Below are 20,350 nucleotides of genomic sequence, written 5' to 3'. Positions count from 1 at the left end.
CCGTGCGCACGCTGAAACTGGTCGCCGTCTCGGCGGGCCTCAGCTCGCCGTCCTCCACCCGGCTGCTCGCCGACCGGCTCCTCCAGGCCGCCCGCTACCGGCTGGCCGAGCGGGAGTACGCCGTCGACGTCCAGGTCGTCGAACTCCGCGACCTGGCGGTGGACATCGCGAACAACTTCGTCACCGGCTTCCCCTCGGAGCGGCTCCAGGGCGCCATCGACGAGGTGACCGGCGCGGACGGGGTCATCGCCGTGACCCCGGTCTTCACCGCCTCCTACAGCGGTCTGTTCAAGTCGTTCTTCGACCTGATCGACCCGGCCGCGCTCACCGGCACCCCGGTCCTGATCGGGGCCACCGGCGGCACCGCCCGGCACTCGCTCGTCCTCGACCACGCCCTGCGGCCGCTCTTCGCCTATCTGCGGGCCCTCGTCGTCCCGACCGCCGTCTACGCGGCCTCGGAGGACTGGGGCAGCGGCGGCGACGAGTACACCGAGGGGCTGCCCGCCCGGATCACCCGCGCGGGCACCGAGTTCGCCGAGGCCGTCGCGGCCCGCCCGGAGCGCGCGGCGGACGACGAGGAGCTCGTCCCCTTCGAGCGGCAACTGGCCGACCTCCGCCTCGATTGAGCAGTTTGTTACGTTGGTGGCGCATGGTTCATATGTGCCGTACAGCGAACGGAGGTCGGCGATGGCCGGCAGGATCGTGGTGGGCGTGGACGGATCGGCGCCTTCCCTGAAGGCGCTGAGGTGGGCGGCCCGGCAGGCGGCCCTCACCGGGGACACCCTGCAGACGGTGATCGGCTGGGAGTACCCGGCCTCGTGGGCGACGCTCGTGCCCGGCGTACCGGCGGAGTTCGACCCCGAACGGCTCGCCCGGCAGATCCTGGACGAGTCGCTGGCCTCGACCCTCACCCCTGAGGAGGCGGCCCCCGTCGTCCGGACGGTCGTGGGCGGCAACGCCACCCAGGCGCTCCTCGACGCGGCGCGCGGCGCGGAGCTCCTGGTCGTCGGCGACCGGGGCTACAGCGGCTTCAAGGCCGCCATGCTCGGCTCCGTCTCCACCCATGTCACCCAGCACGCCCCGTGCCCGGTGGTCGTGGTCAGGGGCGGCGCGGAGGACTGAACGGCCCGGCGGGGGCCCCTCGTGGGAGGGGCCCCCGCCGTCGCCGTACGGGCTTCGCGGTGCCGGGTGCGGGCTTCACGGTGCCGGGGTGCGGGCTTCGCCGTGCCAGGGTGCGGCGGCCGGTCGCGCGGGGTCAGTACGGCGCCGGACGGCCCTGGGCGTCCTCGTGGGTGTAGAAGAGGTAGTACGCCGCCGCCGTGGTGACCACGGCGAACGCCAGGCCCAGGCCGCTGGAGGACAGCACGCTGGCCCCGGAGAGGCTGAAGAGGAAGCCGACCGCGCCGCCGGTCAGCACGCCCCAGGCGGCGGCCCTCGGCTCACGGGGCAGCGCCCTGCCGTACCGCCGGAGGGTGTGGATGCCCACCGCCAGGACGACGGCCGAGACCAGGCCCAGCCACAGCTGCCCCAGGGTCGTCGGGCCGCCGTGCCGGGCCACCGTCGCCGCGTACAGGCCGTACAGGACACCGGTGACGGCCGGGAACGTCCAGCCGCGTGCGGGGAACGGGCGCCTCACCGGCGTCGCTGCGTGTGCGGCCATGGCAAGCTCCTTCGTCTCGCCCCCCTGCTGCGGTCCCGCACCCTCCAGGTCACACCCGCGCCCCGGCCCGCGCAAGTGGATCAGCCGACGGGCCGCACGGCCACCGCGTCGATCTCGAAGAGCATCCCGGGCAGCGCGAGCGCCGCGACCCCGCTGAGGGTCTGGGCGGGCAGCCGGTCCCCGAAGTGCGCGCGCAGCGCCGCGCCCAGGACCTCCAGCTTGGCCAGGTCGTGCCCGACGACGTACGAGCCGAGCCGCACGACGTGCTCCGGGCCGAGCCCGACCCCTTCCAGCGCCTGCCGCAGCCGGGTCAGCGACAGCTCGACCTGGTCCGCGAAGTCCCCGGGGACGGGCGCGCCGGTGGCATCGGAGGCGTACTGCCCGGCGATGAAGACGAGTTCACCGGGCGCGGAGACGGCGTGCGCGTACCCGAAGGGGGTGGGGTCGTGGAGGGTGGCGGGGTTGGTGATGACCCGCCGGTCGGCGGGCGCGGTACCGGAGGCGGTGCCGGGGGGCCCGGCCGGAGCGCCGGGCGCGGGGAGCCCGGCGGAGGTGCCGGTCGAGGGGGTGGAAGCGGTCGCGGTGGTGCCGGTGGTCGTCCGGTCGGTCATGCGGGGTCGTTCCTTCCTGTTCGGTCCCGGGAGGCCCTGTCCGGTCCCCGGGCGTCCGGACCGGTACGGCCCGGACGGCGGCGCGTCGGGCAGCCTACGGCCGGGGTCCGACAACGCCGGGCGGATCCGCCCCTCACCCGTACGGACCAGCTGGACGGTCGGAAACGGCCGGACGCTCGCACGATGAGGAGCATGAGCCAGAACACCGCGCCTCCGCGCGAACCCAAGAAGTCCGCCTCGGGTGCCTGGGCGGCGGGCGGCACCCTCTTCGCGGGTGTCCTCATGCTGGTCACCGGATTCCTGGACATCTTCCAGGGCATCGCGGGCATCGCCGAGGACGACGTCTACGCCCGCGTCGGCGACTACGTCTTCAAGTTCAACCTGACCACCTGGGGCTGGATCCACCTCGCCCTCGGCGTGGTCGTCGCCATCGCCGGCTACGGCATCCTCAAGGGCGCCGAGTGGGGCCGGGTCGCCGGTATCGCCCTCGCCTCCCTCAACATCGTCATGCACTTCCTCTTCCTGCCTTACCAGCCCTGGTGGGCCCTCTTCTCCATGGCCATCTCCGTCTTCGTGATCTGGGCGCTGGCCACGGACGAGGCGTACGGCGGGGACAGGGACACAGCGAGGCCCTGAGACGGCCCCGCGCGAGCATCCGGGACGAGAACCCATGAGACGCACCACCACCGGCATCACCCTGGCCCTCACCGCCACCGCCGTGCTCGCCCTCACCGGGTGCGACGCGGCCAAGGACGCGGCGGGCGGCGCCTTCTCCTCCGCCACGGCGGCCGTCGCCTCGGCCGCCCAGGAGACGATGGACCAGGTCAAGGACGGGGTCAACGCCACCGGCGACGTGAAGGCGGGCGCCACCCGCGCCGACGGGGACCGTACGGTCGCCGACATCACCGCCACCAACCCGAAGGACAACGCCGCCGACTACACGGTCATGGTGACCTTCCGGGACGCCGACGGGAACTTCCTCGACTCGGTCGTCCTGAACATCGACGGGGTCCCGCCCGGCCAGTCCAAGACCGGCACGGCCCGCAGCAACCGGACGCTGTCGGGCGCCACCAAGGCGGAGATCACGCAGGCCCTGCGGCACTGACGGACGGCTTCCCCGCCGGTCTCGACCTGCGGGGACCGCCCCGATCGGCCACGCTGGTAGGCATGGACAACGAGGAGATCCTGGACGACATCGGCTCCCTCGTGGAGGAGGAGCGGAGCCTGCGGGCGCGCTCGGGCGGCCTCCTCCCCGAGGAACGGGCCCGCCTCACCGAGCTGGAGGTCCGTCTGGACCAGTGCTGGGACCTGCTGCGGCAGCGCCGCGCGAAGAGCGAGTTCGGCGAGGACCCGGACACCGCCGCCGTCCGCCCGGCCACCGAGGTCGAGTCCTACCGCAACTGACGGACCCTCGGCCGCCCGTACGGGGCCTCGGGCCGTCGGCACGGGACTTGGGCCGCCCGTAAGGGACTTCGGCCCGCCCGTACAGGACTTGGGCCGCCCGTAAGGGACTTCGGCCCGCCCATACAGGACTTCGGGCGAGCCCGTACGGGACTTCGGCGCCGGACCGTCCGCCTACCGGGTCGGCTCGGTCGCGCCGGCCGCCTCGGCCCGCCCGCCGCCGAAGACCTGCTCGACGAGCTTCTGTACCGCCGTCTGGAACGTCACCGCCATGGACAGTCCGGCGTCGTCGACGTAGTTCACCGCGGCGGTCATGGTCGTGCTGCCGTCGGGGGTGCTGTACATCAGGGCGGCGTGGCCCGCGATGCCGCCGTTGTGGGTGATGACGGTGCCGCCGTTCCCGCCCGCGTCCTGCACCATCAATCCCAGGCCGTAGCCCGCCTTGGGGTGCGCGTCGCACATCTCGGCCAGCAGCGGGGCGGGCAGGAGCCCGCCGCCCGCCAGCGCGGAGATGAACGTGTGGAGGTCCCGGGTCGTGGAGATCATGTCTCCGCCGGTGGAGATCCAGGAGGGGTTCTGGCGGGTGACGTCGACCGTCTCCTCCCGGCCGCCGTCCTCGTAGCGGTAGTAGGCGTGGGCGTACGGCTCGGGGATCTCCGTGCCGGTCTCCGGCAGCAGGGTGTCCGACAGGCCGAGCGGCTCCAGGACCAGCCGCCGCATCTCCTCGGGGAGCGAGCGGCCGGTGACCTTCTCGATCAGCAGCCGGACCAGCACGTAGTTCGTGTTGGAGTAGCTCCAGTCGGTCCCCGGCAGGAACCGCGCGGGCTTGGACAGCGACAGCCGCACCAGCTCCTCGGGCCGGTAGGTCTTGAACCGGTTGTCCACCCACTCCTGTCCCGCGGTCGTGGCGGGTATCCCCGGTGCGAACGTCCCGTCCTCGTAGTACTCGCCAGTGAAGTTGAACACCCCGCTGGTGTGCTGGAGCAGCATCCGTACCGTGATCGCCGGGTCCAGCTCGAACTCGGGCAGGTGGTCGACCACCGGGGCGTCCAGCTCGATCAGGCCCTCGTCCACCAGCTTCAGCATCACGGTCGCGGTGAAGGTCTTGGTGCTGCTGCCGATCCGGACGTGTCCGTCGACCGGCGGCCTCTCGGGCCCGCCCAGCTCGCGCACCCCGGCGCTGCCGGTCCACTCGCCCCGCTCGTCGTTCACCCGCAGCGTCACGCCGGTCAGGCCGGACGCGACCATCTCCTCGATGGTCTTCCGCAGCTCGGGACGGTCCTGGGCGGTGGGGGAGAGAGACATGGTGGTGTGCTCCTTGAGGTCTGTGCCGAAGTCCCACGGGGCGGGACGGCGGCCGGGGCGGAGGCCCCTTCGGCTCAACGTTTCTGACAAGAGAAACGCTACGTTGCGTTCACAGTTTCAGCAACGAACATCCCAGGCAGGATCAGCATAATTGCAGGCCAGAGCCATAAAATCATTGCAACGAAGCTAAGGTTAACGCAACGAAAAGCGCGCACGCGTTGCAATGGATTGAGAATGAACGCTATGCCGGAGACGGCGGGAACCACCAAGGACCGACAGAACCATCGGAACCGGACAGGTCGCGGGCGGTGACCGGCGACGGTCCCTCGCACGACCTGCCGGGACGGCCGCCTCAACACGGTGACACCTCATGATCGGACCGGCATATGCCAAACGCCCCCCGCCAGTTGGCAGGAGGCGCTGGCGACGCAACCCCGATCGGGGCGTGGTTCAGCCCTGAACCGGGGTCTCGATCAGGTGGTCGAACTCGCCCGCCTTGACGCCCCGGACGAAGGCCGCGAAGTTCGCGCGGCTCGTGGCGACGACCGCCTCGGGACATCGGTTTCGCGGGCCGTGGAGAACCGGGCTCCACGGGCGGCTCGCGACGTACGTTGGGGGCATGGCACGACCCGCGCACCCCGTACGGCTCTCCCCGCCCACCTGGCTCACCGCCGGGCTCAGGCCCGCCTCCGCGCCGATCCCCTGGGCCGCCGTCCTGCGCGCCGCCGTCGCCCTGTCCGCGCCGCTCGCCGTGGGACTCGCCGCCGACCGGCCCGCCTACGGCGCGCTCGTCTCCATGGGCGCCCTCTCCGGCGTCATCGGCGACACCGCCGACGCCTACCGGATGCGGATCTTCAACATCGCCGTGCCGCAGCTCTTCGGCGCGATCGGCGTCACCCTCGGCACCCTCGTCTTCGGCCACGGCTGGCTCGCCGTCGGCGCCCTCACCCTCATCGCGCTCGTCTCCGGGATGATCTCCTCGATCGGCGCGGTCGCCTCCGTCTCCGGCCTCCTGCTGCTGCTCAACGCCGTCGTCGGCGCCGGACTCCCGATGCCCGAGCCCTGGTGGACGGCCCCGCTGCTCCTCACCCTCGGCGGCCTCTTCGTCCTCGTCCTCACCCTGCTCGGCTGGCCCTTCCGCCGCGCCGCCCCCGAACGCGCCGCCGTCGCCGCCACCTACCGGACGGTCGCCGCGCTGTACGAGGCCACCGGCACCCCCGCGTACGACGAGAGACGGCAGGACGTCACCGCCTCCCTCAACCAGGCCTACGACCTCGTCCTCGCCCGCCGCGCCCGCCAGCACGGCCGCGCGCCCTCCCTGGTCCGGCTGCTCGCCCAGCTCAACGTGGTCATCCCGCTCGTCGAGGCCGCCCCCGCCGCCCACCTCAGGGCGGTGCTGTACGGCCCGCTGTCCCCCGCCGTCCCGGCCGCCGTGCGCGAGCTCGCCGACGCCGTGGAGGAGCGCCGCACCGGCGCCCCCGTACTCGAACTGCCCACCCCCGAAAGGCCCGCCGAGAAGGCCGTCGACCACGCCCTGCGGCACGCCGTCACCGTCGTCCACCAGGCCGAACCCGACCTGTACGACGTCGGCGACCGGCTCGGCGGGCCCGCCGCGCTCCGGGTCAGGGCCCGCCGCACCGCCCGCGCCGTCCTGCTCTCCGGGGCGTCCTGGCGGTACGGCCTGCGGCTCGCCCTCTGCATCGGCCTCGCCCAGGCCCTCGTCTCGCTGATCGCCGTCCCCCGCTCCTACTGGGTGGCGCTCACCGTCACCTTCGTCATGAAGCCCGACTTCGGCTCGGTCTTCTCCCGCGCGGTGCTCCGCGCCCTCGGCACCGCCGTCGGCCTGGTCCTCGCCGCGCTCGTCCTCGCCGAAGTCCCCCGGGGCTGGTGGGACGTGCCCGTGATGTGCCTGCTCGCCGCCCTCATCCCCGCGTTCTCCGCGAAGGGGTACGCCTTCCAGACGGCGGCCATCACCCCGGTCATCCTGCTGCTCTCCGACACCCTCAACCAGGAGGGCTTCGACCTGGTCCTGCCCCGGCTGTACGACTCCCTCATCGGCTGCGGCATCACGCTGATCGCCGGATACCTGCTGTGGCCCGAGTCCTGGGGCACCCGCGTCGGCGACCGGCTCGCGGACTCCGTCGCCGACACCGCCGCCTACGTGGCGTGCGCCTTCGGCGGCCCCCCGGGCGACCAGAGCGGGCGGCTGCGGGCCCGGCGCAAGCTCTACCGCGATCTGTCCACGGTCCGCTCCGAGTTCCAGCGGGCCCTCACCGAACCGCCGCCCACCGGCCCCCGCGCCGCCGCCTGGTGGCCGCTGGTCGTCGCCGTCGAACGGATCGTGGACGCCACCACCGCCGCCCGCATCCGCGTCCACCACGGCGCCCCGGCCCCCGACCCCGACGAGGTCGCCGCCGTCACCCGCGAACTGCGCGAACTCGCCGACGGACTGCGCCGCACGGACACCCTCTTCGCGGTCCGCGCGGAACTCCCCGGCGACGAGGACGGCGTCCTCGCCCCGGTCCGGGGAGAGGTCCGCGCGGCCCGCGCCATCGCCGGTCCCGACCTGCGCTGACCCCGCCCCCGGGAACGTACGGGCGGACGGACCGGTGGTCACGGAACGGAACCCTCCCCACCGCCGTTACCCCACGCCACCCGGGCGACTACGATGCGCTCGATTCACCGTGCTCCGCCCGCCGCCGTCGGCAACCGGCCGGGCGGGCGGGCCACTTCACCCTGCCCCACCCCCGCGCCCCGAGGACCACGCCATGCGCACCACGACGAACAGAGGGCTCCAGCCCAACGTCCTCGGCACCTTCGACACCATCGTCATGGCCGTCGCGGGCAGCGCGCCCGCGTACTCCCTCACCGCGACCACCGCCGTCCTCTTCGGCACCGTCGGCTACGCGGGCCCCGCCGCCCTGCTGTACTGCGCGATACCCATGTTCGGCATCGTCCTCGCGTACGCCCGGCTCGGCCGGATCGACGTCAACGCGGGCGCGGGCTACTCCTGGGTGGGCCGCACCCTCCACCCCTTCCTCGGCTTCCTCTCCGGCTGGGCCCTCGTCTTCGCCGCCACCGTCTTCATGGTGGCCGGTTCGCTGCCCGCCGGATCCCTCACCCTCGCCCTCGTCGACCAGGACCTCGCCGGCAACACGGTGCTCGCCGCCGCCGTCGGCGCGGGCTGGTTCCTGATCATGCTGCTCGTCGTCCTCGGCGGCGCCCGGCTCACCGTACGGGCCCAACTCATCATGTCCGGCATCGAGATGCTGATCCTCGGCGGCTTCGTCCTCGCCGCCCTCGCCCACCGGGGCCGGGCCACCGCCTTCGACTGGTCCTGGTTCGGCCTCGACGGCTTCGACAGCACCCACGGCTTCGCCGCCGGAGCGCTCATCGCCGCCTTCTACTACTGGGGCTGGGACGTCACCAGCAACCTCAGCGAGGAGACCCGCGACAGCAGACGCACCGCGGGACTCGCCGCCCTCGTCGGCGTCGGCTTCGTCTTCCTCCTCTTCGTGACCTTCACCGTCGCCGTGAACGTCCTGCTGAGCGCCGAGGAGATCAAGGACGCCGGACCCAACGTGCTCGCCGTCCTCGGCCAGGAGATCTGGCCCGGCGTCGGCGGCAAACTCCTCCTGATCGCCGTCCTCCTCTCCACCGTCGCCACCCTGGAGACCACCCTCATCCAGGTCACCCGCTCGCTCTTCGCGATGGGCCGCGACCGGACCCTGCCCGCCGCGCTCGGCACGGTCCACCGCCGCTGGAACACCCCGTGGGTCGCGGTGATCGCCGTCGGCGCCGCCGCCCTCCTCCTCTTCGCGGGCGCCGCCGCCGCGGGCTCCCTCCAGCAGATCCTCCGCGACGCCGTCTCCGCCATCGGACTCCTGATCGCCTTCTACTACGGGCTCGCCGGGATCGCCGCCGTCGTCGCCTACAAGTCGCTGCTGCTGCGCTCCGTACGGAACCTGGTCCTGGGCGGGCTCTGGCCGCTGCTCGGCTCCGCGTTCATGCTGTGGGCCTTCGTCCAGTCCCTCGGCTCCCTCTCCACCACCGCCCTCACCATCGGCCTCGGCGGCCTCGCCCTCGGCCTGGTGCCGCTGACCGTGTACTGGCGCAAGGGCAGCGACTACTACCGTCCGGCCCGGCTCGACGCGGTCGCCGCGCTCGCCGCCGCCGCCGAGGGCTCGGGACCGGCGGGCCACCCGCGCAACGGCAGCCGCGACAAGAGCTACGCCACCGACTTCTGACCCCGCCCCCACCAGGAAGGGAAGAGCCGGAGCCCGTCACCGGCCAACCACAGTCCGCCACCACACATCTGACAGGACGCAAGCCGAACCGGAGGAGGTCCCGATGGCCGTACGCCGACGCTCACGCACGGCACGTGCGACGCGCTTCGCGCCCGACTTCGACCCGGACTTCGGGGACCGCGCGCTGACCGAGGCCCGCCACGACATCGTCATCGGACGCTGGCAGGGCGTACGGAACCTGCTCGCCGCCACCGGCGACCACGGGGCCCGCCGCACCCACCGGCTGCGGCTCCTGTCGCACGCCGCCGCGGGCAGCTCCACCGTGGAGACCTGGCGGGCCGCCGAACCGGGCAACCCCGACGCCGCCGTGCTGCGCGCGGCGACCGAGGTCGTCCGGGTCTTCGACGCGGCCATCGCCGCCGGCCGGGGCGCCGCGATCGACCGGGCCCGGATCGACGCCGCCGTCATCGCCTGCCGGTGCGCCGCCGAGGCCGCACCCGCCGACCCCATGCCGTGGGTGTCGCTGCTCTCCGTCGCCCGGCTGTACGAGGGCGGGGTGCCGCGCCGGGAACTGCGGCACTGGTTCGACGAGTTGCGGCGCCGCGACCCGTACAACACCGAGGGTCACATCCAGGTGCTCCGCTACTGGTCGGCGCGGTGGCACGGGACGCACGGGAGCATGTACGACTTCGCCCGCGACGCGGCGGGCGTGGCGCCCCCCGGCTCCCCGCTGCCGGTGCTCGTGCAGGTCGCACGCGTCGAGGAGTACCGGTACATCGCGGACGGCGCGCTCGGACGCGGGCCGGTGCGCGGCTTCGACCAGCACTGGAAGCACGAACTGGCCGTCACCGAGCTGCGCCGGACGTACGCGCGCTGGATCGGCGGCCGTGAGCCCGGCCTGCCGGTCGCGCCGGAGGAGGTCGGTGACCTCAACTTCCTCGCGCACGCGGCCTGTTACGCGGGCCAGGTGGAGATCGCGCGGGAGCTCCTCGGGATGCTCGGGACCCGGGCGGCGTGGGTGCCCTGGGCCTACACCGGGGACCCCGAGGAGCAGTTCACGCGGTTCAGGGAGGGCCTGGGGACGGAGTGAGGCACTCCGCCCCGGCCCTCTCCCGTGGTCCGTGAGGGCCCCGGGCCCTGATGGACCTGATGGACCTGACGGGCTCAGACGCCGATGTCGTCGCCGTCCGTGCGCCAGACCGCCACCACCGAGGGGCGGACGATCTTCCCGGGGCCGTCGGGCCAGACCGAGGCGGGCTTCTCGACGGAGGCGCCGTCGATCTCGCCCGGGTGCTGCACCGCGACCAGGACGCGCCGGTCCTGGACGATCGGACCGCAGGTCTCGGCGCCCCTGGGCACGGTCAGGAACTGCTTCAGCTCACCGCGCCGCTCGCCGCGCGTGGCGACGCCGAACAGCCCGTCGTGCGAGCCGAGCTGGTTGCCGTCGGTGGAGATCCACAGGTTGCCGTGCGGGTCGAAGGCCACGTTGTCCGGGCAGGAGATCGGGGAGACCTTCTCCTTGGGGAATCCGGCGAAGTACGTGGACGGGTCGTCCGGGTCGCCCGCGACCAGGAAGAGCCGCCAGGCGAAGCCGTCGGAGGCCGGGTCGTCCCAGTTCTCCGCGAGCTCCAGGATCTGGCCGTGCTTGTTGAGGTTGCGCGGGTTGGCCTCGTCGGCGGGGGCCTTGCCCGCCTTGCCCCGGTCGGAGTTGTTGGTGAGCGCGACGTACACCCGGCCGGTGCGCGGGCTCGGCTCGACGTCCTCGGGGCGGTCCATCTTCGTCGCGCCGACCTTGTCACCGGCGAGGCGGGTGAAGACGTACACCTCCTCGGCGGTCATGCCGGGGACGTGGCTGACGTTCCCGGTGGCCAGCGGGATCCAGCTGCCGGTGCCGTCGAACTCGCCGTCGTTCGGGAGCTTGCCCGTGCCGTCGATCTCGGCCGCCGGGGAGTCCCCGGTCAGCCTGGCCACGTACAGGGTGCCCTCGTCGAGCAGGGTCAGGTTGTGCTCACGGGCGGACCGCGAGTTCCCCTTCCGCATCCGCTTCGAGGAGACGAACTTGTAGAAGTAGTCGAAGCGTTCGTCGTCGCCCATGTAGACGACGGGACGCCCGTCCTCGGTGAGCCGGGGCTGCGCGGCCTCGTGCTTGAAGCGGCCGAGGGCGGTGCGCTTGCGGGGTGTGGAGTCGGGGTCGTACGGGTCGAGCTCGACGACCCAGCCGAAGCGGTGGACCTCGTTCGGCTCCTGCTTCAGGTCGAAGCGCCCGTCGAACCGCTCCCACTTGCGCTCGCTGGGCCCGGTGCCGACGCCGTAGCGCTTGTCCGTGGCGCTGGAGCCGTTGGCGAAGTACTGGTTGAAGTTCTCCTCGCCGTGCAGGGTCGTGCCCCACGGGGTGGTGCCGCCCGCGCAGTTGTTCAGCGTGCCGAGGACCCTGCGGCCCGTCGGGTCGGCGGAGGTGCGCAGCAGGGCGCTCCCTGCGGCGGGCCCGGTGACCTCGAAGCGGCTGGTGGTGTGCAGCCGCCGGTTGAGGTGGTGGCGGGTGACCGGGGTGAGCCTGCCGGTACGGCGCTCCTCCTGGACGACGAGGACCGAGAGGCCGTGCGCGGCCCAGGCGATCTCGACCTGTTCGCGGGTCGGGTTCGCGGGGTCGTAGCCGCGGAACATCAGGACCTCGTCGGTGTACTCGTGGTTCGCCACGAGGACCTGACGGCCGTGCTCGCCCGGCAGCGGCAGCAGCGACAGGAAGTCGTTGTTGTAGCCGAACTGACCGGCCTGGGCCTTCGCCGACTGCTTCTCGGAGTCGAAGGCGGGCGCGCCGCGCAGGATGGGCTCGCCCCAGCGGACGACCACGTTCTGTGCGTATCCGGCGGGGACGGTGACCCGGTCGGCGGTGTTGGGGGCGACCGGGCTGAAGCGCAGGCCCCGGGCGCCGTCGGCCTTGCCGTGGCCGTGGCCCTTGCCCTTGCCGTGGCCGGTGGGCGCGGCGGGGAGGGCGGACGCCTCGGGGGCGGTGCCGAGGGCCAGGGCCCCGCCGGCGGCGGAGGCGACCGTCACGACGGCGGCGGCGCGCAGGGCGGAACGGCGGGAGAGCGCACCGGCGATGACGTCGCCGACGTACTCGTTGGCACTGGTGTTGGGCACCTCCTGGAAACAGGCGTCCCCGCAGCGGTACCGGCAGGTGAGGGCGGAACGGCCGCCCCCGTGCGGGTTGGTGCTCAACAGCGGCAGCAGTCTGCGCACGTCGTCCTCCTCCGGCGCACACCGCGCCGACATGGTGTCGGGATTCCCTCGGCCGTGACGCTAGGTGAGCACCTCTGCCCGGGGACGGCGGTGGGGTGAACACCGGATGAATGCGCGACAACCGGGGACGACCGGGTCATCGGCGGAGGCCGGGGCGGCCGCTAACCTTACGTGTCCGCCCTGGCCAGGGATGAACGTCCCGAAACACCCAGTACGGACATTCACAAGCACCCCACTCATGCGAAAGGGTTCGCCCATGGGTATTCGGAGCATGCTGCGCAAGGTGTTCGGCCGGGACCACGAGGAGTCCCCTGCGGCCTCTGTCCCGTCCCAGAAGCGTGAGACCCCCGAGGCCACCCCGGAGGACGCGGCCCGCCGCGCGGCCGACGACCTGGTGTCGGCGTCCTTCGACAACCCCCAGATCCCGAAGGCCCGCACGGAGGAGCCTCCGGCGGACCCGGCAGCGCCTCCGGCGGACGCGGCCCCGAACGCGGACGCGCCTGCGGCGACCGAGGCGGAACCCGAGGCGAAGGCGCCTGCGGATGCGCCTGCGGCGGCGGACAAGGACGCTGCGGAGCCGGTCGCGGAGACGGTGAACGCGCCCGAGACGGAGACGTCCGCGAACGCGACTGCGGCGAAGACGGTCGTGGAGACGGAGCCCGAGACCGCGACGGCGACGAACGCGGAGACGGCGACCGTCACGGCCGAGCCGGAGACGCCTGCGGACGCGACTGCGGCGGCGGAGACGCCCGCTGCCGAGCCGAGCGCGGCGGAGGAGGACGTGGCCGAGCCGAGCGCGGCCGAGGAGGTCACGGCCGAGGCCGATGCGGTGAAGCCGACGGATACGGCTGACGCGCCGGAGACCGTCACGGCGGACCCGGCGGAGGCCGAGACCGGTACACCGGTGGCGGAGAAGGCCGTTGAGGCGGAGCCGGTCGCGGCGGAGCCCGCAGCGGACGAGCCGGTGGAGGCGGAGCCGGTCGAGGCCGAGACGACGACGGCTGCGGACGCGGCTGCGGACGCGGAGCCGGAGACTGCCGCTGCGGAGCCGGTCGCGGCCGAGGAGACCGTGGCCGAGCCGAGCGCGGCTGAGGCGACGGAGTCGGCGGAGGTCGCGGAGGCCGAAGCGGACGCGGAGCCCGAAGCGAAGACGCCTGTGGATGCGCCTGTGGATGCGCCTGCGGCGACGGAGACGGGCGTCGTGGAGCAGGTCACGGCCGAGGAGACCGTCGCCGAACCGGTCGCGGCCGAGACCGAGGCTGTGGAAACGGTGACGGACGCGGCGCCCGGGGCGGAGGCGCCCACGACGGACGCGGAGGAGCCCGCCGCCGACGCGGAGTCGGCGAAGGAGGAGGCCGCTCCCGAGGCGGAGCCGGTGACGGCCGGGGCGGAGACGCCTGCGGCGGAAGCCGAAGAGCCCGCGACCGAGGCGGAGCCGGTCGCCGCCGAGGCGCCCACGGAGACGGCGGACGCGTCCGTGGCGGCGGAGCCCGTCACGACGGACGAGGCCGAGGCCGAGCCGGTGGCGGCGGAAGAGCCCCGGGCCGAGGCGGAGCCGGTGGCCGAGGCGGACGCGGACACTGCTGAGCCGGTCGCCGTCGAGGCGCGGGAAGAGGAAGCAGAGCCGGAGGCCGTCGAGGCGAAGACCGGGACCGCTGCCGAGGCGGACACGAACACCGACGCCGCCGAGCCGGTCGCCGCCGAGCCGCAGGATGCGGTGGCGGAGCCGGAGGCCGAGCCTGCCACCGAGCCGGTCGCCGCGCCGGAGCCCGCACTCGCCGAAGAGGCGACCGAGACGGTCGAGGCCACGGAGGCGAAGTCCGCCGAGGCCCAGCCCGAGACGGACACCGGCACCGAGGGCGCCGGGGGCGCGGCGGACGCCGCTCCCGCCCTCCCCCTCGCCCCGCTCGGGGCGACCGCCCCGCACCTCGCGGACGCCCACGAGGCCGCCGGGGCGCAGCTGGCGAAGCAGGGGCTGGCCGGGAGCCGGGCCGCCGTGTACCTGGTGGTGGACCGTTCCGGTTCGATGCGCGGGTACTTCAAGGACGGCTCCGTGCAGCGGCTCGCGGAGCAGGTGACCGCGCTGGCGGCGCACCTGGACGAGAGCGCGACGGTGACGACGGTGTTCTTCTCGACGGACGTCGACGGCACGGTCGAGCTGACCCCGGAGACCCTGACCCCCACCCGTGTGGAGGAGGTCAACGCGACCCTGGGCAGGCTGGGCCGGACGAACTACCACCGCGCGGTGGAGGAGGTCCTCGCCCACCACGCGAAGGCGGACCCGGCCCGTACGGCCCTGGTGGTCTTCCAGACGGACGGCGCGCCGGAGTCGAAGACGGCGGCGGCGCAGGCCCTGGCAGAGGCGGCGGACCGCCCGCTGCACTGGCGGTTCGTGGCCTGGGGCGAGGCGGACAACAAGGCCTTCGACTTCGTGCGGAAGCTCGACGGCACTCCGCGCACGGGCACGTACCTCGCGGGCGTGACCCCCTCGGACACCGCGCACACCGCGTTCTACGAGGGACTGCTGGCGGGCCTGGAGCTCTGAGCCCCGCGTCCTGACGGACGCGGGGGACACGACGGGGGCGGTGACCGGAACGGGTCACCGCCCCCGTCGCCGTACCGGCCCGTCCGGCCGCCGTACCGGACGGGTCCGACGGCTCAGAGCCGTAGCGGACGGATCCGATGGCTCAGCGCCGTACCGGACCATCCGCCCCCGGACCACCGCCCGGCCCGGCGGGCGAGGTCACCGCCCGACCGGCAGGGTCACCGTCACCACCAGCCCGCCGCCCTCCCCGGCGGGCCGGGCGCGGGCCGTCGCCGTGCCGCCGTGGGCGGTGGCGATCGACCGGACGACGGAGAGGCCGAGGCCCGCGCCGGGCCCGGTGCGGTCGCGTCCCTCGCCGCGCCGGAAGGGCTCGAAGAGGGCTTCGGCACCCTCGGCGGGGACGACGGGCCCGGTGTTGACGACGGTCAGGACCCCGGCGGCCAGGTGGACGGAGACGGTGCCGCCGGGCACGTTGTAGGCGACCGCGTTGGCGACGAGGTTCCGTACGAGGTGCCCGAGAAGGACCCGGTCGCCCCGGACGGTCCCGCCGTCCCCGGTGACGTCCGCGTCCGCGTACTCCTCCCCGACGACCTCGGCGAGCGGCACGTCCTCGCGTTCCGCGAGGCCGCGCTCGCCCCGGGCGAGGAGCAGGAGCCCGTCGATGAGGCGTTCGCTGCGCCGGTTGGCGGCGAGGAGCACGTCCCGTACGGCGCAGTCGTCGTCCAGGCCGATCTGGATCGCGGCGCGCTGGGTGGCGAGCGGGGTGCGCAGTTCGTGGGAGGCGTTGGCGATGAACCGGCGCTGGCTGTCGAAGGCGGTCTCCAGGCGTCCGAGGAGCGCGTCGATGGTGTCGCCGAGTTCCTTGAGCTCGTCGTCGGGCCCCCGGACGGCGATCCGGTCGTGCAGGGTGCGCTCGGAGAGGCGGCGGGCGCGGGCGGTCATCTCGTGGACGGGCCGCAGGACGCGTCCGGCGGTCCACCAGCCGACGACGACGGCGCAGCAGGCGGTGACGAGCAGCCCGAGGGAGGACCACATCAGCATCTGTTCGCCCACGGCCCGGCCGAGGTCGTCACCGAGCGCGCCGGTGTCCCCTCCGGTACCGGCGACACCGGCGACATCAGCGACACCCGCACTGGCGATGATCGCGTCCGTCGCGTCGGCGGTCCCGGCGAGGACGAGCAGGTCGACGACGAGCAGCAGCAGCGCGCCGAGGACGAGGAAGACACCGCCGTAGACGAGGGCGATCCGGGTGCGGATGGTGGACCCGGAACCGAGATAGGCGTCGTCACGTGGGGTCACAGCCGGTACCCCACGCCCTGGACGGTGCCGATGAGCGCGGGCTCGCCCAGCTTGGCGCGGAGCTTGCTCATGCAGACGCGCACGGCCCCGGTGAAGGGGTCGGCGTGGATGTCCCAGGCGCGGTCGAGGAGCTGTTCGGCGGAGACGGTGGCGCCCTCGGCCTCCAGCAGGATCTGGAGGACGGTGAACTCCTTGGGGGAGAGGTCCAGGTCGCGCCCGTCGCGGTGGGCGGTCCGCCGGACGGTGTCGACGCGGAGCCCGTACCGCTCCAGGAGCGGGGGCAGCGGCGGGCGGGCGGCGCGGCGGCGCAGGGCGCGGACGCGGGAGACCAGCTCGGGGAAGTCGAAGGGCTTGCCGAGGTAGTCGTCGGCGCCGAGGTCGAGCCCGGTGACGCGGTCCTCGGTGGCGGTGGCGGCGGTGAGCATGAGGATGCGGGTGGGGGAGCCGTCGGCGACGAGCCGCCGGGCGACGTCGTCGCCGTGGACGCCGGGCAGGTCCCGGTCGAGGACGAGCACGTCGTACGGGTGGAGGGCGAGGTGGTCGAGGGCGGCGGAGCCGCTGTGGACGGTGTCGACGGCGAATCCGGCCCGCCGCAGGCCGATGGCGACGAGCGCGGCGAGGTCCCGCTCGTCCTCGGCTACCAGTACGCGCATGGCGTCCATCTTCCCCGTGCGGCCGGAGGGGCCGCCGCCCGGGTTTATCGATGTGAGTGGATCTTCGTACGCCCGTTAGGATTTCGGCCATGGCGGCCACTGGATCCGAGAAGCAGGGGACGAAGGCGTTCTACGTCACGACCCCCATTTACTACGTCAACGACGCTCCTCACCTGGGCCACGCCTACACGACCGTCGCAGGCGACGTGCTCACGCGCTGGCACCGTCAGCGCGGCGAGAAGGTGTGGTTCCTCACCGGCACGGACGAGCACGGTCAGAAGATCATGCGCACGGCCGAGGCGAACGACGTCACGCCCCAGGAATGGTGCGACAAGCTCGTGGAGGAGGCGTGGAAGCCCCTCTGGGAGCACCTGGACATCGCGAACGACGACTTCATCCGTACGACGCAGAAGCGTCACACGGACCGCGTGCAGGAGTTCGTGCAGGACCTGTTCGACAAGGACGAGATCTACAAGGGCGGGTACGAAGGCCCGTACTGCGTGGGCTGTGAGGAGTACAAGCTCCCCGGCGACCTCATCGAGGCCGAGGACGGCACGAAGCTGTGCCCGATCCACAAGAAGCCGGTGGAGATCCTCAAGGAGGAGAACTACTTCTTCAAGCTGAGCGAGTACGGCCCGAAGCTCCTGGAGTTCTACGAGGCGAACCCGGGCTTCATCCAGCCGGAGTCGGCCCGCAACGAGGTCGTGAACTTCGTCCGGCAGGGCCTTCAGGACCTGTCGATCTCGCGCTCGACGTTCGACTGGGGCATCCCGATCCCGTGGGACGACAAGCACGTCATCTACGTGTGGGTCGACGCGCTCCTGAACTACGCGACGGCCGTGGGCTACGGCGCGAACCAGGAGAAGTTCGAGGAGACGTTCCCGGCGGACGTGCACCTGGTCGGCAAGGACATCCTGCGGTTCCACGCGGTGATCTGGCCGGCGATGCTGATGGCGCAGGGCCTGCCGGTCCCGGGCCGGGTCGCGGCCAACGGCTGGCTGATGGTCGGCGGCGAGAAGATGTCGAAGTCGAACCTGACCGGCATCAAGCCGCAGGACCTGACCTCGCACTTCGGCGTGGACGCGTACCGCTGGTACTTCCTGCGGGCGATCGCCTTCGGCAGCGACGGCTCGTTCTCGTGGGAGGACTTCTCCGCGCGCTACACCTCGGAGCTGGCCAACGACTACGGCAACCTCGCCTCGCGCGTGGCGGCGATGGTCGGCAAGTACTTCGGCGGCGAGCTGCCCGCGGCGACGGCGGACGGCGAGGCCGAGACGGCGATCCACGAGGGTCTGGCGAAGGCCGTGGCGACGGCCGACGCGAAGATCGGCGAGGAGCTGGACTTCCAGGCCGGCATCCTGGCGATCTTCGACTTCGTGAAGCAGGTCAACGGCTACATCACGGAGCAGGAGCCGTGGAAGGTCGCGAAGGACGAGTCGGAGGAGGGCCGGGCGCGCCTGGCGACGATCCTCTACACGGCCTCCGAGTCGCTCCGGGGGGTCGCGGTCCTGCTGAACCCGATCATGCCGGAGACCTCCCGGGCGCTGTGGGACTCGCTGGGCGCGGAGGCGTCCCTGGGCGCCCTGTCCGCCCAGCCGCTCCAGGACGCGGGCACGTGGGGCAAGCTCCCGGCGGGCGCGACAGTCACGAAGGGCGCGGTGCTGTTCCCCCGCCTGGAGGAGAAGAAGGACTGACGTCCTGACGCCATAGGCATACGCCGAAGGCCGCCGCACTCCCCTTCCGGGAGGCGGCGGCCTTCGCCGTACCCCCGCCGAACACGAGGACGGCGGGCGGGACGGGGAATGTGACGGCGGCGGGGCGTCAGGGCGGCGGGGCGTCAGGGCGGCGCGGCGGGGCGTCAGGTGCTTCTCAGCAGGTCCCGGATGGCGTCGCCGGTCTCCCCCGGCGTGAGGGCCTGGGTCCGGAGGATGCCGTAGCGCAGTTCCAGGAGGCGAAGGCTCCGCAGGTCGCTCATCGGCCTTCCCCCGCACACGGCGGACGACCGTCCGATCGCCGTGCCGTCCTCGAACTTGATCACTTCGAGGCTCGACGGACCTACGTGCTCCACCCGGTCCAGCGGCATCATCTGGAGTTCGACATGGCGCAACTCGGCCACCTGGAGAAGGTGTTCCAGCTGGCGCCGCAGCACGTCACGGCCTCCCAGCGGGCGGCGGAGCACGCACTCCTCCACGACGAAACTCAGCTCGGGCGCGGGGCTCCGCCCGATCACCGCCGCGCGGGCCACGCGTGCCGCCGTGTACCAGTCCACCTCGTCCGGCGTGTACACCGGACGCCGCATCAGGAACAGGCCGCGCGCGTACTCGGGCGTCTGGAGCAGACCCGGGATGTTGAGCGGGTCGTAGAGCTGCATCTCCACCGACCGGGCCTCCAGCTTCGCCAGGGCCCGTTCCCGTCTCGGATGGCGGACCTTCGCCAGGTCCTCCTTCATGGCCGAGACCAGCCCGTCCGCCCGGAGGACTTCGTCCGCCCTGTCGAGGAATTCAGGACGCGGGACGCGCTTCCCGCCCTCGATCTTGTAGATCATGTCCTCGCCGTAGCCAACCGCGACGGCGAACTCGGCGGCCCGCATGCCCGCCGCTTGCCGTCGTAGCCTCAACTGCCTTCCCACGGTGGTGACGACGGCCGCGCCCCGGTCGTCGTCCTGATCGACCTCCCAGGTGGGCTCCCTCATCTGCATCCCGCTTCCTCCGTCTCCCGGACTGCGCGTCCTGCCCGCGAGGCGGCTCCGGACAGGCCCGGACAGCGGCGGACAGGCTCCGGACAGTCATCCGACGCATCGGCCGAGTCCCTGTTCACGGTAGCCAGCGACGGCCACGCTCGGTGACGTGAACCAGAAGAACGTCACCCGAGTACCCGTCTCCACGGGGCACTTCACCGTCCTGCTCTCCCCCACCCCGCGCGGAGCGCGCCTCGCCCGGCTACTCGCGGTGGAATGGCTGCGGGTCCGGGAAACGCCACACGGCGTGACGGAGACGGCCGCCCACGTCGTGGCCGAGCTGGCGGCGAACGCGGCCACGCACGGCAGGGTCGGCGGCCGGAGCTTCCGTCTCGTCCTGCGGGCCTCGCCCGCCACGCTCCGGATCGAGGTCACGGACACCCGGGCGGAGGCCCTTCCCACGCTCCCGGTCCCGGCGCCGGAGGCGGAGTCGGGACGGGGAATGCTGCTGGTGGAGGCGCTGGCGGACCGTTGGGGCGTGGTCCTGGGACCCGTACCCGGGAAGACCGTGTGGGCGGAGCTCGGGCTCCCCGCCCACCGGCGCCCGGGAACCCGGGCGCCGGTGGCACGGGCTCTCTCCTGAAAGAACCACCAGAGAGAAAGAAACCCCACCAAGCCCCACCCTTTCCCTCCCGGGAACGCGCGTCACTCG

At 72.9% G+C, this 20,350-nt stretch carries 19 protein-coding genes; 11 read left to right on the top strand and 8 right to left on the bottom strand.

All coding sequences use genetic code 11. The features are described from left to right. The first annotated feature begins 2 nt into the window (after positions 1 to 2). Both ACIRQY_RS14835 and ACIRQY_RS14830 read left to right on the top strand, forming a co-directional pair. A complete protein-coding gene (locus ACIRQY_RS14835; protein ID WP_351783514.1) occupies positions 3 to 626 on the top strand; it encodes an FMN reductase in 624 nt (207 codons plus the stop codon). A 61-nt stretch (positions 627 to 687) separates the two neighbouring features. Further along, positions 688 to 1,122: a universal stress protein gene (locus ACIRQY_RS14830; RefSeq protein WP_351783512.1), complete on the top strand. Its 435-nt coding sequence runs from the start codon at positions 688 to 690 to the stop codon at positions 1,120 to 1,122. A gap of 133 nt (positions 1,123 to 1,255) precedes the next feature. Here the strand turns inward: ACIRQY_RS14830 and ACIRQY_RS14825 are convergent, their stop codons facing one another. Together ACIRQY_RS14825 and ACIRQY_RS14820 are read right to left on the bottom strand one after the other, a co-directional pair. Further along, positions 1,256 to 1,660 (bottom strand): hypothetical protein, encoded by a 405-nt coding sequence (locus ACIRQY_RS14825; protein WP_351783510.1) that lies wholly within the window; start codon positions 1,658 to 1,660, stop codon positions 1,256 to 1,258. An 80-nt stretch (positions 1,661 to 1,740) separates the two neighbouring features. Continuing rightward, a complete protein-coding gene (locus ACIRQY_RS14820; protein WP_403925374.1) occupies positions 1,741 to 2,130 on the bottom strand; it encodes a RidA family protein in 390 nt (129 codons plus the stop codon). Between the two features lie 333 nt (positions 2,131 to 2,463). On the opposite strand from ACIRQY_RS14820, the gene ACIRQY_RS14815 reads away from it, so the two are divergent. The 3 genes from ACIRQY_RS14815 (at position 2,464) to ACIRQY_RS14805 (ending at position 3,675) form a co-directional block, all read left to right on the top strand. Next, a complete protein-coding gene (locus tag ACIRQY_RS14815) occupies positions 2,464 to 2,907 on the top strand; it encodes a hypothetical protein (RefSeq protein WP_351783508.1) in 444 nt (147 codons plus the stop codon). A 34-nt stretch (positions 2,908 to 2,941) separates the two neighbouring features. Further along, the gene (locus ACIRQY_RS14810; protein ID WP_403925314.1) at positions 2,942 to 3,376 is read left to right on the top strand and encodes a hypothetical protein; all 435 of its coding nucleotides are present in this window, start codon (positions 2,942 to 2,944) and stop codon (positions 3,374 to 3,376) included. A 62-nt stretch (positions 3,377 to 3,438) separates the two neighbouring features. Next, positions 3,439 to 3,675: a DUF2630 family protein gene (locus ACIRQY_RS14805; protein ID WP_351783504.1), complete on the top strand. Its 237-nt coding sequence runs from the start codon at positions 3,439 to 3,441 to the stop codon at positions 3,673 to 3,675. Positions 3,676 to 3,846: 171 nt separating this feature from the next. Here ACIRQY_RS14805 and ACIRQY_RS14800 read toward each other — a convergent pair whose 3' ends face one another. Together ACIRQY_RS14800 and ACIRQY_RS14795 are read right to left on the bottom strand one after the other, a co-directional pair. Beyond that, positions 3,847 to 4,977, bottom strand: a complete 1,131-nt coding sequence (locus ACIRQY_RS14800; RefSeq protein ID WP_403925311.1) for a serine hydrolase domain-containing protein — start codon at positions 4,975 to 4,977, stop codon at positions 3,847 to 3,849. Between the two features lie 450 nt (positions 4,978 to 5,427). Then, positions 5,428 to 5,598, bottom strand: a complete 171-nt coding sequence (locus tag ACIRQY_RS14795; RefSeq protein WP_403925309.1) for a hypothetical protein — start codon at positions 5,596 to 5,598, stop codon at positions 5,428 to 5,430. Here ACIRQY_RS14795 and ACIRQY_RS14790 point away from each other — a divergent pair. The 3 genes from ACIRQY_RS14790 to ACIRQY_RS14780 all read left to right on the top strand — a co-directional run bounded on the left by ACIRQY_RS14790 (position 5,597) and on the right by ACIRQY_RS14780 (position 10,314). Continuing rightward, the gene (locus ACIRQY_RS14790; RefSeq protein ID WP_403925306.1) at positions 5,597 to 7,552 is read left to right on the top strand and encodes an FUSC family protein; all 1,956 of its coding nucleotides are present in this window, start codon (positions 5,597 to 5,599) and stop codon (positions 7,550 to 7,552) included. The two genes, ACIRQY_RS14795 and ACIRQY_RS14790, sit on opposite strands and share 2 nt — an antisense overlap. Positions 7,553 to 7,745: 193 nt before the next feature. Beyond that, positions 7,746 to 9,224, top strand: a complete 1,479-nt coding sequence (locus tag ACIRQY_RS14785; protein ID WP_351783496.1) for an APC family permease — start codon at positions 7,746 to 7,748, stop codon at positions 9,222 to 9,224. A gap of 103 nt (positions 9,225 to 9,327) precedes the next feature. Then, positions 9,328 to 10,314, top strand: a complete 987-nt coding sequence (locus tag ACIRQY_RS14780) for a hypothetical protein (RefSeq protein WP_403925303.1) — start codon at positions 9,328 to 9,330, stop codon at positions 10,312 to 10,314. 74 nt (positions 10,315 to 10,388) lie between these two features. On the opposite strand, the gene ACIRQY_RS14775 is transcribed toward ACIRQY_RS14780, so the two are convergent. Further along, positions 10,389 to 12,464, bottom strand: coding sequence for a PhoX family protein (locus ACIRQY_RS14775; protein ID WP_403925300.1), 2,076 nt, complete (start codon positions 12,462 to 12,464; stop codon positions 10,389 to 10,391). A 256-nt stretch (positions 12,465 to 12,720) separates the two neighbouring features. On the opposite strand from ACIRQY_RS14775, the gene ACIRQY_RS14770 reads away from it, so the two are divergent. After that, positions 12,721 to 15,009, top strand: coding sequence for a VWA domain-containing protein (locus ACIRQY_RS14770; protein WP_403925297.1), 2,289 nt, complete (start codon positions 12,721 to 12,723; stop codon positions 15,007 to 15,009). A 198-nt stretch (positions 15,010 to 15,207) separates the two neighbouring features. Here ACIRQY_RS14770 and ACIRQY_RS14765 read toward each other — a convergent pair whose 3' ends face one another. Both ACIRQY_RS14765 and ACIRQY_RS14760 read right to left on the bottom strand, forming a co-directional pair. Beyond that, positions 15,208 to 16,308, bottom strand: coding sequence for an ATP-binding protein (locus tag ACIRQY_RS14765; protein WP_403925294.1), 1,101 nt, complete (start codon positions 16,306 to 16,308; stop codon positions 15,208 to 15,210). Beyond that, on the bottom strand, positions 16,305 to 16,961 hold the full coding sequence (locus tag ACIRQY_RS14760) for a response regulator transcription factor (protein ID WP_403925292.1): 657 nt from the start codon (positions 16,959 to 16,961) through the stop codon (positions 16,305 to 16,307). The genes ACIRQY_RS14765 and ACIRQY_RS14760 overlap by 4 nt, the downstream gene beginning before the upstream one ends. 89 nt (positions 16,962 to 17,050) lie before the next feature. On the opposite strand from ACIRQY_RS14760, the gene metG reads away from it, so the two are divergent. After that, positions 17,051 to 18,655, top strand: coding sequence for a methionine--tRNA ligase (gene metG / locus ACIRQY_RS14755; RefSeq protein WP_403925289.1), 1,605 nt, complete (start codon positions 17,051 to 17,053; stop codon positions 18,653 to 18,655). Positions 18,656 to 18,819: 164 nt separating this feature from the next. Here metG and ACIRQY_RS14750 read toward each other — a convergent pair whose 3' ends face one another. After that, positions 18,820 to 19,659 carry a helix-turn-helix domain-containing protein gene (locus ACIRQY_RS14750; protein WP_403925286.1) on the bottom strand — a complete coding sequence of 280 codons (840 nt, stop codon included), beginning with the start codon at positions 19,657 to 19,659 and terminating at the stop codon, positions 18,820 to 18,822. Between the two features lie 148 nt (positions 19,660 to 19,807). On the opposite strand from ACIRQY_RS14750, the gene ACIRQY_RS14745 reads away from it, so the two are divergent. Beyond that, positions 19,808 to 20,281, top strand: coding sequence for an ATP-binding protein (locus ACIRQY_RS14745; protein ID WP_403925283.1), 474 nt, complete (start codon positions 19,808 to 19,810; stop codon positions 20,279 to 20,281). Positions 20,282 to 20,350 lie beyond the last annotated feature (69 nt).

It is taken from the genome of Streptomyces sp. NPDC101490, assembly GCF_044767145.1.
Classification (GTDB): Bacteria; Actinomycetota; Actinomycetes; order Streptomycetales; family Streptomycetaceae; genus Streptomyces.
The sequence above is the reverse complement of the archived record's forward strand: the minus strand, read 5'-3'. Positions and strand labels throughout refer to the sequence as shown.